Origin of the sequence: Sphingomonas lacunae, assembly GCF_012979535.1 — a bacterium.
Taxonomy (GTDB): domain Bacteria; phylum Pseudomonadota; class Alphaproteobacteria; order Sphingomonadales; family Sphingomonadaceae; genus Sphingopyxis; species Sphingopyxis lacunae.
Genome location: NZ_CP053015.1, coordinates 2,812,592 through 2,825,766 on the forward strand (window position 1 = coordinate 2,812,592; position 13,175 = coordinate 2,825,766).

Below are 13,175 nucleotides of genomic sequence, written 5' to 3' on the forward strand. Positions count from 1 at the left end.
CCCGCGCAGCCCGCAGTCAGCGCGACAGCAACCGACGGAGATGATTTTCATACAACAAATGAGGAACTGGTGGTCACGGCGCCCTTTGCACGCAGCCTGGACCTGTTCGGCAACATCGGCATTGTTCAAGGCAATGAGCTCGCGCGTGAGATGCGCCCGCAAATCGGCGACATGCTGGCGCGTCAGCCCGGCGTCTCCGCAACGAGCTTTTCGCCTGGTTCCTCCCGCCCGGTGTTGAGAGGATTGCAGGGAGACAGGGTTCGGATCATGACCGACGGATTGGGGTCCCTCGATGCGTCCAACACATCGGTGGATCACGCAGTTGCCATTGATCCGTTGACAGCCGAGCGGGTTGAAATTGTCCATGGGCCAGCCAGCCTGTTGTTCGGATCCAGCGCCACAGGGGGCGCGGTCAATATTTTTGATCGCCGCATTCCGCGGGCGATGCCCGAATCACCGCTGCATATCGATGCCATTGCCAACTATGCCAGCGCCTCTTCCTTGCGGAGTGGTGGCGCCTCGTTCGATCTGCCGATTGGCTCGCGTCTCGTCTGGCACGTTGACGGCAATTACAGCCAGTCAGGAGATATGCGTATCGGCGGGTTTCAGGTTGCACCTGGCCTGCGGGACGAGTTGCTGGATGAAGCCGCCGAAGAATTGGCCGAAGGCCATGCCGAAGAAGCCGAAGAGCTGACTGAAGCAGCCAATCGGAGAAACCGCGTGCCCAACAGCGCGACCGAGAGCTGGTCTGCAGGCACGGGCTTGGCACTGATCACCGACACAGGCAGCCTGGGTGTTTCGATTGGTTATCTTGACAGCCGTTATGGCGTTCCAGGGCGCCCTGGCGCCGGCCATCATCATGACCATGGAGCTCCCCCTGTAGCTGGTGCTGCGGAACCCGACCATGGTGAGGAAGATGTGACAATCGGTTTGAAGCAATGGCGGGCCGACATCAGAGGCGAGGTGGAGCTCGGCAATGGCTTTTTCGAGCGATTGCGTATCCGGGCAGGCTTCGCCGATTATCAGCATATTGAATTCGAAGGCGATGAGGTAGGCACCACATTCCTCAACCAGGGGCTCGAAGGTCGCGCGGAACTGGTCCAAGCTGACCATGATGGCTGGCGCGGCGCGACTGGTGTCCAATATTTCTTCAGGGATTTTAACGCGATCGGGGCTGAGGCATTCGTTCCGCAGAATGACACTGAACAATTTGCCCTGTTCACATTTCAGGAAGTCACATTGGGGCCAGTGTCGCTGGAAGCGGCAGGCCGGTTTGAACATAGCCAGATCAGCGCCAATGCTTCCGGGATTTCCCGGTCGTTCAACGCCTGGTCCGGGGCGGTAGGCGTGTCCCATGGATTTGGTAACAACAGCAAAGTTGGCGTGAATATCTCCAGAACAGAAAGGGCGCCGGCCGCCGAGGAGTTACTGTCCGACGGGCCGCACATTGCAACGCAAAGCTATGAAGTGGGCGACCCCGACTTTGGACTGGAAAGGTCGGTTGGGCTGGAGGCCTATGCCAAGCTCAGGACTGATGCGGTCAACCTCAGCATCACGGCCTTCGCCAATTGGTTCGACAATTTCATTTATGCACGCGAAACTGGTGGCACCATCGATGACCTGCCAGTCTTTTCCTATGCGCAGACAGATGCACGTTTCGTTGGCTTGGAAATTGAGGCAGAGGCACCCTTGTTGCATGTTGGCGGCTTCACGCTGCTGGGTAACATCACCGCAGATATGGTCCGCGCCCGATTGGCAAATGGTGGCGGTAACGTTCCGCGCATTCCACCAGCCCGGGTCCGCGGGGGAGTGGAACTGCGCGGGGAAATGCTGACAGTCGCTGGCGAGGTCGAATGGACAGCCAAGCAGGACCGGATTGCCGCCTATGAGACAGCGACCGAAGGCTTCACCATGGTGAACGCGTCGATTGACTGGAAGCCGTTGGGCCCGGAAAGCGGCGTGTCGCTTATCCTCTCGGCCAACAACATCTTTGATGTGATTGGCCGGCGCCATGCGAGCTTTACGAAGGATTTTGTTCCGCTGTCCGGACGCGACATCAGGGCAACCGTCCGGTTCAGCTTCTGACAGGCATCACGGGCGGTGCGCAAATAGGCGGAGGCAAGGCCGCCGCCCCTCTTCGGCCATCCGCGCCGCATTCACGTCCCGCGTTTAAACCGACCGGCTTTGCCGGTCGGCCAGGATTCAGTCCTTTGCCACTCGAGAGCGACGGCGGCGCGTAATCCTTATCGCTATCAGCGACAGTTCGTAGAGCAAGCACAGAGGTACAGCGAGCAACAGCATGCTGACAATGTCAGGTGGTGTGGCGACCGCAGCAATGCCAAACGCGGCCACGATCATGTAGCGGCGGACAGAGGTCATTTGTTCCAGCGTGACAAGACCGGCGCGTTCCAGCAACATCAGCAGGATCGGCAGCAAAGCCGCTATGCCGAACGCCAGCATGAAATGCATGATGAAGTCGAGGTAATTGCCGACCGCAGGCATGGCTTCCTGTTCCACCCCGCCGACATTCCCCTGAAAACCGAGAAGGAAGCGCAAGGCGACCGGCACGGCCACATAATAGGCCGCTGCCGCTCCCCCTGCGAAAAAGACCGGCGTGGCCAGCAGGAAGGGCAAAACTGCCTTCTTCTCCTTGCTATAAAGGCCCGGGGCAATGAACCGCCAAATCTGTGTCGCAATGACCGGAAAGGCTAGCATGAAGGCGCCAAACAAGGCCACTTTCACTTCAACAAAAAAAGCCTCGAACAACTGCGTGTAGATTAACCGGTTTTGCCCGGCGACCAGAAGCGGCTGAACCAGGAAACCGAAAATCTCCTTCGCAACCGAGAGGCATCCGAAAAAGGCGACTGCCAGAGCAGCCAGCGACCATAGCAGCCGCCGACGCAATTCTATGAGATGATCGAGCAGCGGTGCCTTGGTCGAATCAATCGCCGCCTGCTCCGGGTCATACGGTTCCACAGGCGCGGGCGGCAAATCCACCTCCACCTTGGAAACAGAGGGATCGCTCATCCCTTTGCGCCCTTTTCGTCCGATCCGGCCAAGGTGGCATCTGCCGATTTAACTGCGTGTGCAGCCGGCGCCTGCCGCTTGTCGGATGGTTGGGCCGGCGGCTCTATCGGGGCCATTCCGCCCGAACCGGCTGCACCGTCCGGAGCGGGCAAATCAACGTTGGGATAGGCCCGCATGATCGCCTCATTTTGGGCACGCCACTGCTTTTCCAGTTCCTCAAGTTCCGCTTCCCGTATCATTGTGTCGATACCGGAGCGGAAATGACGCGCCATCCCCCTCGCCTTTCCGACCCACTTGCCAACAAAGCGCATCGCTTTGGGCAGGTCTTTCGGACCGATGACCACGATCGCGACAATGGCGAACAGCAGCATCTCAGAAGGAGCAATCTCAAACATTCATTCTCGACCCGTCAGCAAGAGCGGTGCCCGGCCCTGGTTAGATGGACCGGTCCGTCTCGCGGGTCTCTGCAACCGGAATGTCATTGGCCGGTCGGCCATCAAGCCGAGCAGCCGGGCGATCAGCTGACGTGGCCTCTTCATCTTCGGCCATGCCCTTTTTGAAATTCTTGATGCCCTTGGCGACGTCACCCATCAAATTGGAAAAACGACCACCGCCGAGCAGCAATATGGCCACCAGGCCAAACAGCAGAATGTGAGTCAGGCTGAAACCGCCCATGATCCGTCTCCTTGTCCGTTCAGCAGCAGAACTGCAGCCGACGGTAAAACCCTCTTGACCCTTATCTAGTCGGTCTCGTCCGCTTGTGCCAGTTCCAGCGCATCAAAAGCGACATCAATGGGGTCAAGGAGGCCGGCAGCGCGCAAATCCTCGATTCCCGGCAGATCCCGGCGGCTCGACAGGCCGAAATGTGTCAGGAAATCCGCAGTTGTCCGATAGATGAGAGGCCGTCCCGGTACATCGCGCCGGCCAGCGGGGCGAATCCAGCCCGACTCCATCAACACATCGAGCGTGCCCTTGGCGGTCTGCACACCTCTTATCGCCTCAATTTCAGCCCGGCTAACCGGCTCATGATAGGCAATGATTGCCAACACTTCCAACGCGGCCCTCGATAGCCGGCGCGGTTCCTCGCGCTCGCGACGCAGCAAATGGGCCAGATCACCGGGAGTCTGGAAATGCCAGCGCCCTCCCCTTTCAACCAATTCGATCCCGCTGCCTGCGTGTCGGCTGCGAATGGCAACCAGGGCGGCCTTTATATCTCCGTCCCCCACATAGGTGGCCAACCTGTCCACGCTGAGTGGTTCCCCACTTGCGAACAGGGCTGCTTCTACTCCGCGTTCGAAATCGGGAATGATTTGGTCTGTCATCTCGCCTTCTTTACAAAGAGAGGAGAGAAAGCCTCGTCCTGTCGAATGTCAACCTTGCCGGTGCGGGCGAGTTCCAACGCAGCCACAAAGGAAGACGCCAAAGCGGAACGTCGCAGATCGCCTGCTATATCGGGTGGCAGGAACGAGCGCAGGTCGCTCCAATCAACTGCCATACCGATGAGACGGCTTAGACGCTCGATCGCCGCATCCAGCGGCATGACTTCCCGCCGCGCGACCATGTGCACCACGGGACGAGTGCGCGCCTGCACCACGCCATAGGCCTGAAGCAGCTCGAACAGGCTGGCTTCCCACAACCGCTTCGTCTCCGTGCGCAATCCTTCCGGAGCCTCGCGCAGAAACACATCACGGCCAATGCGGTCCCTGGCAAACAATCTGGCTCCGGCCTCACGCATGGCCTGCAACCGCTGCAGCCGCAGTTGGAGCCTCAACGCCAGCTCATCGGGATCTGGATCGGCCTCCACGTCCCGTGGCAGCAAAAGGGCGGACTTCAGCAGGGCGAGCCATGCTGCCATCACCAGATAGTCAGCCGCCAACTCGACCGAAAGATGCTCCGCTCGCTCAATATAGTCGAGATATTGCTCCACCAGTTGCAAGATGGAAATCTGCTTCAAATCCACCTTCTGGCTGCGAGCCAGAGCGAGCAGAAGATCCAGCGGCCCTTCCCAACCATCCAGGTCGAGGCGCAGTCGCTCCTCGGCTGTCGAAGCCGCGACCACCGGCTCCTCAAATGGAAAGCGAGGGGCGTCAGCGGTCATGCTGCAAGCGCCAGAAGCGCGTCGCGGTGGGCGAGCGCCTGTTCCAAACGAGCGGGATCGGCCGACCCAAGCGATCCGGACCGCGCACGTTCGAGCCGATCCAGCGTTCCCTGCGAAATCGGCGACAAAGCCGCCGCGATGGCCTGCATCGCTGCCATATCGCCGGAGCAGTGCAGCACGATGTCGCACCCTGCGGCAATTGCGGCCTTCGCCCGATCGGCAACCGGTCCGGTCAAGGCATTCATCTCGATGTCATCACTTAACAGCAATCCGCTAAAGCCGATCTGTTGACGGATGACCGAGCTGATGATGGTCGGCGAAAGGGTCGCCGGCGAGTCCTTGTCCCATGCCCGATAAACGATATGGGCGGTCATCGCGATACGCGCTTTGCCGGCCAATGCGGCAAATGGTGCCATGTCCTGCAACAATTGATCAGGCGAAGCATCCACGGTCGGCAGGTCATGGTGACTGTCACAGCAAGCACGGCCATGGCCAGGCACATGTTTGACGACCCCCACAGCTCCACCTGCTGCCATTCCATCGAGCATGGCCCCGCCGAGAGCCGCCACCTGCATGGCGTCACTTCCAAATGAGCGGTCGCCGACAATATCGTGGCCAGACGTCTGCCGAACATCCAGCATTGGTGCGCAGTTTATGTTGATGCCAACGTCAACCAACGTAAGCGCAAGGGCTAGTCCGTTTGACCGGGCGGCCGCGATGGCTGAGGCGGGCGCTTGATGATAGAGGCGGTCAAAGCGCTCCGCTGGCGGGAATGCCGGCCAGTGCGGTGGCTTGAGCCTAACCACACGTCCCCCTTCCTGATCCACAAGAATCGGCAAGCAAGGCTGGCCATTGATTGCCCTGAGATCCTCGGTGAGCGCACGCACCTGCTCTGGATCAGCAATATTGCGACCAAAGAGAATGAAACCGGCCGGTTGCACTGAAGAAAAGAAGCGCCGCTCCTCATCGGTCAGGGTCAGTCCAGCCAAGCCAAAAATGACAGGAATCACGGCATGCCGCCTCACTCTTCACCGATCGTGCATGATGCCCTGTTTAGGCAAAGTCACAAAGGGTGAAAAGCAGGGCAGCAATCAAGGAAGGATCAAGCAGTCTTCGCCAGCTATCCGCAAACGACCGCAAAGGTCACGAGCAGCGCTGGCAGAGCCAGCGGCAGCACGGAGCCTATAGACTGTGCGCCCATTCACTTCTCCCGCGACAATGGACCGGTTGACCGGGCCCAGCCAGGTAAAGCGCCCTTTGAGATCATCCCAAGCGCGGGCTGCAGTCGCCTCACTTGCGAAGGCACCGAGTTGTATCATGCCCCCACCGGTGGCGGGAGCCGCAGCAGGAGCAGCCGGGCGGGGAGCAGGCGCCACAGGCGCGGCTGCTGCCGGCCGAGCCGGTGCCACCGGTGCCGATGCCACAACGCCCTTGGGTTGCGGCAAAGAGGCAGGTCGGGATGCAGGGGCAACAACTGTCGGCGCGGGCGAGCCACCTGCCACCGCAGGCGGGACAGGCGCCTCTGGCAATTGGTTGGGATCAACCTGACCCGGCGTCTCCACACCCTCAGCAGCAGCAACGGCAATATTGCCATCTCCGTCAAATCGGCCGGGCTCTGCCGGCGGCGGCACTCGATAATTCCCTTCTGGAGCGGCAATCAATTCGCCGCGCGGCCGACCGCCATTATTCTGCCACCACCAAAGACCACCGACGACAACGCCAATGCCAACCAGGCCGGTGAGCACAAGACCGACAAGCCGACCAAGCGAGGTGTCCCGCTCCTCGGCGTCCTCTATCGGTTCAAGCCAGGGGAGCCTTTCCTCCTCCTCAAAATGCAGCGGCTTGCTGTCAGGCTCATTCATCAGCGCATCTCCATGACGGGCTCCACCCCCATGATCGAGAGCCCGTTGCGCAATATTTGCCCGATTGTTGAAGTTAAGAAAAGCCTTGTAGATGTGGTTAACAAATCTTCCTGCAAAACAGCCCTGCGAGCAGGATCATCATTTCCTAGATTGTACCACCCATGAAATGCAGCAGCCACATCGCTGAGATAGAAAGCTATTCTGTGCGGTTCACGTGCCTGTGCCGCTGACTCGACAATCCGCGGAAAGGTGGCTGCAAGCTTGATGAGATCAAGATCAACTGTATCCAAACAGGACAGGTCCGGCGCAGGCAAGGCAACAATTCCCATTTCGGCGGGCTTTCGAGACAGCGACTGGATCCGTGCATGGGCATATTGCACGTAGAAAACCGGATTGTCCTTTGATGCCTCCACCACTTTGGCAAAGTCAAAATCCATCTGTGCGTCAGCCTTGCGGGTAAGCATGGTAAAGCGCACCACATCCTTGCCCACTTCGCGCACCACATCCGCCAACGTGACGAAGTTTCCGGCACGCTTGGACATTTTGATCGGTTCACCGTCGCGCATCAGCCGAACCATCTGGACCAGCTTTACATCAAAACGGGTTTTGCCGCCGGTCAGCGCCGCGACAGCAGCCTGGATGCGTTTGACGGTACCGGCATGATCGGCACCCCAGATGTCGATCAAGGCGTCTGACCGCTTGGCCTTTTCATGATGATAGGCAAGATCCGCACCGAAATAGGTCCAACTGCCATTGGACTTCTTTATTGGCCGGTCCTGATCATCGCCGAAGCGCGTTGAGCGGAACAGGGGCAGCTCCACCGGTTCCCAATCATCCGGCAACTCACCCTTGGGCGCTTCGAGCACGCCATCATAAACCAGATCATGCTCACGCAGCCAAGCCTCCGCCGCTTCGGGCATTCCAGCGGCCTGCAGTTCGGCTTCGGATGAGAAGATATCGTGATGGATGCCAAGCAAGGCCAAATCAGCCTTGATCAGTTCCATCATTCGGCCAACCGCAAAGCGGCGGAAGGTTTCCAGCCATTCGCTCTCCGGTGCGTCGACAAATTGACTGCCGAATTCATCGGCAAGGGCCTGCCCGACAGGGACAAGATAGTCCCCCGGATAGAGGCCTTCAGGAACAGCCCCAACCGGCTCTCCCAATGCTTCACAATAGCGCAAATGGGCCGAACGGGCCAAGACATCGACCTGCCCGCCGGCATCATTGACATAATATTCGCGAATCACATTGTGTCCGGAATATTCAAGCAGGTTCGCCAGCGCATCACCCACAACCGCTCCGCGACAATGCCCCATATGCATGGGGCCGGTTGGATTGGCTGACACATATTCGACATTGACTACAGCGGATGCACCAAGGGTCGACCGGCCGTAGTCCGCACCGAGCTCCGCAATCAGCCGTGCCTCCTGACGCCATACATCATCTGTCAGACGCAGATTGATGAAACCGGGTCCGGCGATAGCCGCTTCGCTGACCTCTTCAAGAGCCAAGAGTTGGTGGACCAGCCGATCGGCCAGTGCGCGCGGATTGGATCCAGCAGGCTTTGCCAAAACCATGGCAGCATTGGTAGCCATATCCCCGTGGCTCGCGTCACGCGGCGGCTCCAAAGTGATAGCGCCGCGAGCGAGGCCTTGAGGCAGACTGCCGTCCGCTTCCATGGCATCGAGGGCCCCATTCAGATGGTCCGCCATACGGGCAAAAATCGTCATAATCTCAATCCTGAAGCCTGACAGGCATGTCATACGCCAAATGACCTGCGGAGGGTGCCCCGCCGGTCATAAGGTTGGCGGGGATCGCCAGATCAGCGGGTTACATTGTATTGGAGCTGCTCGGCAGTGAGCTGAAAACCAATCAACAGTTCAAAACTGGCACGGGTAACCGCCGCCCTCACTTCGGGTTCCGACATCGGGTCAATGGCGGCATCCTGCTCCCCGGCGCGACGTCGGCGCGTAATCCGTTCACGAATATCTTCAGGCAGCGTCGCGGCAACGCGGTCAACATAAGCCCCGGCGGTCGCCGATGCGGTTGCGCGCGTTTGACCGGCCTCAAAGCGGAGAGTGACCTGGTTGTCGTCCTTGGCCACGACCGCGGTTCCGCCCTGAACGACTGCGGAATAATAGGGCAACGTCACATCGCGCGCAGGACCCGCGTCACGACGGGTTGCAACCACGTCAAAGCTGCTGCCGGCATAAAGACGTTCACCAACATCGTTGCAGGTCGTGCGGACGTTGGTAATCGAGGCCACCACATCAATGGCCGCAGCGTCCCGGCTCCCCGGCGGGTCGAACAGGGTGATGTCGCCGGTATGGTTGGGAACGCCCACCGAAGGACAGAGGGAACGACTAGATGTAATGCCCACGCCGGTGGAGATATCGATCTCATTGTCCCGCGCGCACCCGGAGAGGGCCACAGCCGCGAGAGCACCGAGAGCAGCAACGGATTTGACGCCTGCGCGGGCGGTGCGGCGGGGGAGAGCGGTCATCTGTCGGCAAATCCTCAACTGGTGCGGTCCGACCGCGATGCAACCGCGGGTCGGCGAAAGTCCGCCGCATCCTTATCCCCGGGGCCGTCTATCTGCAACATAGCAAGCATAGCTGGCAACAGTTGGCCTTCACACCCTGCAAGGCTTGCAGTTCAGAGCCGTGACCAATAGGGACGGCCGTGAGGGAAAAAGCGAGCACAACGACCATGAGTTTCGATGCAACCCAACCGATGACACGGTCGACGACGGACGGCAAACCGCCGCTGACACTGCTGGTGGCCGCACCGCGAGGCTTTTGCGCGGGTGTTGACCGGGCCATTCGGATTGTTGAACTGGCGCTCGAACGGTTCGGCGCGCCAGTGTATGTGCGTCATGAAATCGTTCACAACAAATTTGTTGTCGACAGCCTGCGCGATCAGGGTGCTGTCTTTGTCGAAACGCTGGACGATGTGCCGGATGGCGTTCCGGTCGTGTTCAGCGCACACGGTGTACCGAAAGCGGTGCCGGCAAAGGCCGAAGCCAGAGGTTTGTCCTATATCGACGCGACATGCCCGCTTGTCAGCAAGGTTCACCGGCAGGCAGAGCGCAATCATGACTCGGGGCGCCACATCATCTTTATCGGCCATGCGGGTCACCCAGAAGTCATCGGTACATTTGGACAGTTGCCGCCAGGCGCGATGACGTTGGTGGAGACTGTCGAAGATGTCGAACGGCTGGCGCCTGACGACCCCGAAAATTTGGCCTTTCTGACCCAAACAACCTTGTCCGTCGATGATACTGCCCAAATCATCGAAGCCCTGCAAAGGCGGTTTCCGTCGATCGTCGCCCCCAAGGGCGAGGACATTTGTTATGCGACCTCAAATCGTCAGGAAGCTGTCAAAGCCATAGCACCGCAGTGCGAGATGCTGTTGGTTATCGGGGCACCGAACAGTTCCAATTCGTTGCGACTGGTCGAAGTCGCTGAACGGGTGGGAACGCCAGCCAGGCTGATTCAAAGGGCGCATGAAATTGACCTCAGCTGGTTTGACGGCATGGCTAGCATCGGTCTCACCGCAGGTGCGTCGGCCCCAGAACTGTTGGTCCGGGAGGTTGTCGACCGCCTGTCCGAGGGTTTCGAGGTGACGGAGCATCAAGTCGAAACTGCCACCGAAGCGATGGTGTTCAAGCTTCCGCGCGGACTTGAAACAGCGGACAAGGACTGATGGCCGTTTATACCCAGGTCGGCGCGGAGGATATGGCGACCTTCCTGGACCTATATGGTGTCGGGCCGCTGATCAGCGCGAAAGGAATCGCCGAAGGCGTCGAAAACAGCAATTACTTGGTCGACAGCCAGGGCGGCCGTTTCATTCTGACCCTCTACGAAAAGCGGGTGGATCAACGTGATCTGCCTTTCTTCATATCCTTGATCGACCATCTCGCCGACAAGGGCAATCCGGTTCCCCGCATTCTGCCGGACCTCAGCGGACAGCATGTGCAGACATTATGCGGCAAACCCGCTTGCCTTATACAGTTCCTCAACGGGATTTCGGTCAGCCGGCCGACCAGCCGCCAGGCCTTTGCCGCGGGCCAGGCTCTCGCCAGGATGCACAGCGCGGCGGCCGACTTTTCAGGCGGACCACCTAATCCGCTGACGCTCAATGGGTGGCGCCAACTGGCAGATCGGCTCGGATCAAGACTTGACAGCATCAGCCCGGGTCTGACGGACGAAGTGGCCGACGAACTGGGGTATCTGTCGGCCAATTGGCCCGACCATTTGCCACAATCGGTCATTCATGCCGATCTTTTCCCCGACAATGTGTTGATGACCGGCGAAAATGTGAGCGGCATAATCGACTTTTATTTCGCCTGTCGGGACATCACCGCTTATGATTTTGCGGTTACCCACGGCGCCTGGTGTTTCAGCAATGACGGGTCGACCTATTTACCGGCACTGGCCGCTGCCATGGCAAAAGGGTATCAGGATGTCCGTCCTTTCTCCATTGCCGAACAACAGGCATTGCCAGTGCTGGCGCGGGGTGCGGCCCTGCGCTTCATGCTGACCCGGTCGCTTGACTGGCTCGAAACACCGGCTGATGCGCTCGTGGCCCGCAAGGATCCTCTGGCCTATCGTCGGCGCCTGTCATTTTTCCGCACCGCCACCTCTGACAGCATCCTGGGCCGATGACCGCCACGCGGCCCGCTGTCATCATTGCGACCGATGGCGCCTGCAAGGGCAACCCGGGTCCGGGAGGCTGGGGGGCCGTTTTGCGCTTTGGTGAGGTGGAAAAGGAATTGTCAGGCGGAGAGGCCATCACAACCAACAACCGGATGGAAATGATGGCGGCTATTATGGCACTCGAAGCCCTGAAACGGCCATGCGATGTCATCCTGTCTACAGATAGTGTCTATGTCCGCGACGGCATAACCAAATGGATCCATGGCTGGAAACGCAATGGCTGGAGAAATGCGGCCAAAAAGCCGGTTGCCAATGCCGAGTTGTGGCAAAGGCTGGACGCTGCCACCCAGCACCACCGGATCGAATGGCGGTGGGTCAAGGGTCATGCCGGTGACCCTGACAATGAACGGGCGGATCGTTTGGCCAGCGATGCCGCCATCGCCGCAAAAGGCACAGGCGCCTAAGGTTGCAGGGGCGGCAAGCCGATTTCGAAAAGGGTTGGCCAGAGCTTGCCGGTCACGAACAGTCGCCGGGCATCAGCATCCCATGCTATGCCATTTGCCACCGCATCAAGGTCACGCTGCCCAACTTCCTGAACCAGTTGCGTGAGATCGAGCATGGCGACCACTCGCCCATCAGCAGGATTTATCAACGCAATATCCCGGCTCATCCAAACGTTCGCCCAAACCAGGCCGTTGATAAACTCCAGCTCATTGAGGCGCTCAAGTGGACGACCCGCGAGCGTCACCGTAATGCTACGTCGCACCGCAAATGTTTCAGGATCACGGAAATACAGGGTCGCGCTGCCATCGGACTGGATCAGATTGACGCCATCGCTGGTTAGTCCCCAGCCCTCACCCTGATAGCGGAAAACACCAGTGGGCGTGAGATCGCTGAGGCGCCAGCGGCGCGCGACACCACTGGTCCACGTCAAGGCGACGAGTTCATCCTGCCAGACGGCAAGCCCCTCGCCAAACTCCCGGCTGTCAAATCGGGCACGGGCCAGTACATGGCCTGTCGTCAAATCCACTTTCCGGATGTCAGAGCGCCCCTCGCCTCCCGTGCTCTCGTGCAATTGCCCTTCATGGACCAACAGTCCCTGAGTGAAAGCACGTGGATCATGCGGATAGCGATTGATGATTTCAGCCGTGAACCGATGGATCGGAGAGCCGGCAACAGGCTGAAGGGGTTGCTCCAGCGTATCGCGGTCCCGCCCCAGTGTGCACGCTGCCACCAACGGTAGCAGCGCAGCACATAAGAGGACCCGCCAACACAGCCCGTGGTTGATGGTTTCAAATCTCACCACAGGACACCTGACAGGTGAAGGCGTTATTCCGCGTCCTTGGTTGCGGCGCCGGGACCATTTTTCTTGATCGATTCGATAGCATTTTGTGCGCCCGCACGGCTCGAATAGCCTTCGGTCCAGAATATGGTCTCGCTGTTGTATTTGAATTTAGCGACAAATTCGCCAGCCTTGTTCTTTTCGATAACGAAATGATGCGCCATGGACATGCTCCCCATAATGGCAGT

15 protein-coding genes are annotated in these 13,175 nt (G+C 59.3%); 4 read left to right on the top strand and 11 right to left on the bottom strand.

Features of this window, described 5'->3' with window-relative positions; all coding sequences use genetic code 11:
• Nucleotides 1-69 precede the first annotated feature (69 nt).
• Nucleotides 70-2,085: a TonB-dependent receptor gene (locus tag GV829_RS13425; protein WP_246202894.1), complete on the top strand. Its 2,016-nt coding sequence runs from the start codon at nt 70-72 to the stop codon at nt 2,083-2,085.
• A 117-nt stretch (nt 2,086-2,202) separates the two neighbouring features.
• Here the strand turns inward: GV829_RS13425 and tatC are convergent, their stop codons facing one another.
• From tatC to GV829_RS13470, 9 genes are all read right to left on the bottom strand, one after another.
• The gene (gene tatC, locus GV829_RS13430; RefSeq protein ID WP_169947449.1) at nt 2,203-3,027 is read right to left on the bottom strand and encodes a twin-arginine translocase subunit TatC; all 825 of its coding nucleotides are present in this window, start codon (nt 3,025-3,027) and stop codon (nt 2,203-2,205) included.
• On the bottom strand, nt 3,024-3,422 hold the full coding sequence (tatB, locus tag GV829_RS13435) for a Sec-independent protein translocase protein TatB (protein WP_169947451.1): 399 nt from the start codon (nt 3,420-3,422) through the stop codon (nt 3,024-3,026). The genes tatC and tatB overlap by 4 nt, the downstream gene beginning before the upstream one ends.
• 40 nt (nt 3,423-3,462) lie before the next feature.
• Nucleotides 3,463-3,702, bottom strand: coding sequence for a Sec-independent protein translocase subunit TatA (locus tag GV829_RS13440; protein ID WP_169947453.1), 240 nt, complete (start codon nt 3,700-3,702; stop codon nt 3,463-3,465).
• Nucleotides 3,703-3,767: 65 nt separating this feature from the next.
• A complete protein-coding gene (gene scpB / locus GV829_RS13445; RefSeq protein ID WP_169947455.1) occupies nt 3,768-4,349 on the bottom strand; it encodes an SMC-Scp complex subunit ScpB in 582 nt (193 codons plus the stop codon).
• The gene (locus tag GV829_RS13450; protein WP_169947457.1) at nt 4,346-5,125 is read right to left on the bottom strand and encodes a segregation and condensation protein A; all 780 of its coding nucleotides are present in this window, start codon (nt 5,123-5,125) and stop codon (nt 4,346-4,348) included. Before GV829_RS13450 ends, scpB begins: the two co-directional genes overlap by 4 nt.
• Nucleotides 5,122-6,135, bottom strand: coding sequence for a beta-N-acetylhexosaminidase (gene nagZ, locus GV829_RS13455; RefSeq protein WP_169947459.1), 1,014 nt, complete (start codon nt 6,133-6,135; stop codon nt 5,122-5,124). Before nagZ ends, GV829_RS13450 begins: the two co-directional genes overlap by 4 nt.
• 81 nt (nt 6,136-6,216) lie before the next feature.
• Entirely contained in the window at nt 6,217-6,987 is a 771-nt protein-coding gene (locus tag GV829_RS13460) for an SPOR domain-containing protein (protein WP_169947461.1), read from the bottom strand.
• The gene (gene argS, locus GV829_RS13465; RefSeq protein ID WP_169947463.1) at nt 6,987-8,717 is read right to left on the bottom strand and encodes an arginine--tRNA ligase; all 1,731 of its coding nucleotides are present in this window, start codon (nt 8,715-8,717) and stop codon (nt 6,987-6,989) included. The genes GV829_RS13460 and argS overlap by 1 nt, the downstream gene beginning before the upstream one ends.
• Before the next feature lie 92 nt (nt 8,718-8,809).
• A complete protein-coding gene (locus GV829_RS13470; protein ID WP_169947465.1) occupies nt 8,810-9,490 on the bottom strand; it encodes a hypothetical protein in 681 nt (226 codons plus the stop codon).
• 206 nt (nt 9,491-9,696) lie between these two features.
• Here GV829_RS13470 and ispH point away from each other — a divergent pair, with 206 nt between their 5' ends.
• Genes ispH through rnhA form a run of 3 tightly spaced genes read left to right on the top strand, consistent with a single transcriptional unit; the run spans nt 9,697 to nt 12,109 of the window.
• Nucleotides 9,697-10,692, top strand: coding sequence for a 4-hydroxy-3-methylbut-2-enyl diphosphate reductase (gene ispH, locus GV829_RS13475; RefSeq protein ID WP_425505419.1), 996 nt, complete (start codon nt 9,697-9,699; stop codon nt 10,690-10,692).
• Nucleotides 10,692-11,654, top strand: a complete 963-nt coding sequence (gene thrB, locus GV829_RS13480; protein WP_169947467.1) for a homoserine kinase — start codon at nt 10,692-10,694, stop codon at nt 11,652-11,654. Before ispH ends, thrB begins: the two co-directional genes overlap by 1 nt.
• Nucleotides 11,651-12,109 (top strand): ribonuclease HI, encoded by a 459-nt coding sequence (gene rnhA, locus GV829_RS13485; RefSeq protein ID WP_169947469.1) that lies wholly within the window; start codon nt 11,651-11,653, stop codon nt 12,107-12,109. The genes thrB and rnhA overlap by 4 nt, the downstream gene beginning before the upstream one ends.
• Here rnhA and GV829_RS13490 read toward each other — a convergent pair.
• Together GV829_RS13490 and GV829_RS13495 are read right to left on the bottom strand one after the other, a co-directional pair.
• A complete protein-coding gene (locus GV829_RS13490) occupies nt 12,106-12,951 on the bottom strand; it encodes a glutaminyl-peptide cyclotransferase (RefSeq protein ID WP_343042834.1) in 846 nt (281 codons plus the stop codon). The genes rnhA and GV829_RS13490 overlap by 4 nt on opposite strands.
• A 23-nt stretch (nt 12,952-12,974) precedes the next feature.
• Nucleotides 12,975-13,151, bottom strand: coding sequence for a YegP family protein (locus tag GV829_RS13495; RefSeq protein WP_169947472.1), 177 nt, complete (start codon nt 13,149-13,151; stop codon nt 12,975-12,977).
• Nucleotides 13,152-13,175: the final 24 nt, after the last annotated feature.

Excerpts from the sequence above, each read along its gene's own strand:
- GV829_RS13460 (WP_169947461.1), bottom strand. The coding sequence starts at position 6,987 with ATGAATGAGCCTGACAGCAAGCCGCTGCATTTTGAGGAGGAGGAAAGG.
- GV829_RS13440 (WP_169947453.1), bottom strand. The coding sequence starts at position 3,702 with ATGGGCGGTTTCAGCCTGACTCACATTCTGCTGTTTGGCCTGGTGGCC.
- tatB (WP_169947451.1), bottom strand. The coding sequence starts at position 3,422 with ATGTTTGAGATTGCTCCTTCTGAGATGCTGCTGTTCGCCATTGTCGCG.
- argS (WP_169947463.1), bottom strand. The coding sequence starts at position 8,717 with ATGACGATTTTTGCCCGTATGGCGGACCATCTGAATGGGGCCCTCGAT.
- rnhA (WP_169947469.1), top strand. The coding sequence starts at position 11,651 with ATGACCGCCACGCGGCCCGCTGTCATCATTGCGACCGATGGCGCCTGC.
- GV829_RS13450 (WP_169947457.1), bottom strand. The coding sequence starts at position 5,125 with ATGACCGCTGACGCCCCTCGCTTTCCATTTGAGGAGCCGGTGGTCGCG.
- GV829_RS13495 (WP_169947472.1), bottom strand. The coding sequence starts at position 13,151 with ATGGCGCATCATTTCGTTATCGAAAAGAACAAGGCTGGCGAATTTGTC.
- scpB (WP_169947455.1), bottom strand. The coding sequence starts at position 4,349 with ATGACAGACCAAATCATTCCCGATTTCGAACGCGGAGTAGAAGCAGCC.
- ispH (WP_425505419.1), top strand. The coding sequence starts at position 9,697 with ATGAGTTTCGATGCAACCCAACCGATGACACGGTCGACGACGGACGGC.
- GV829_RS13470 (WP_169947465.1), bottom strand. The coding sequence starts at position 9,490 with ATGACCGCTCTCCCCCGCCGCACCGCCCGCGCAGGCGTCAAATCCGTT.
- thrB (WP_169947467.1), top strand. The coding sequence starts at position 10,692 with ATGGCCGTTTATACCCAGGTCGGCGCGGAGGATATGGCGACCTTCCTG.
- tatC (WP_169947449.1), bottom strand. The coding sequence starts at position 3,027 with ATGAGCGATCCCTCTGTTTCCAAGGTGGAGGTGGATTTGCCGCCCGCG.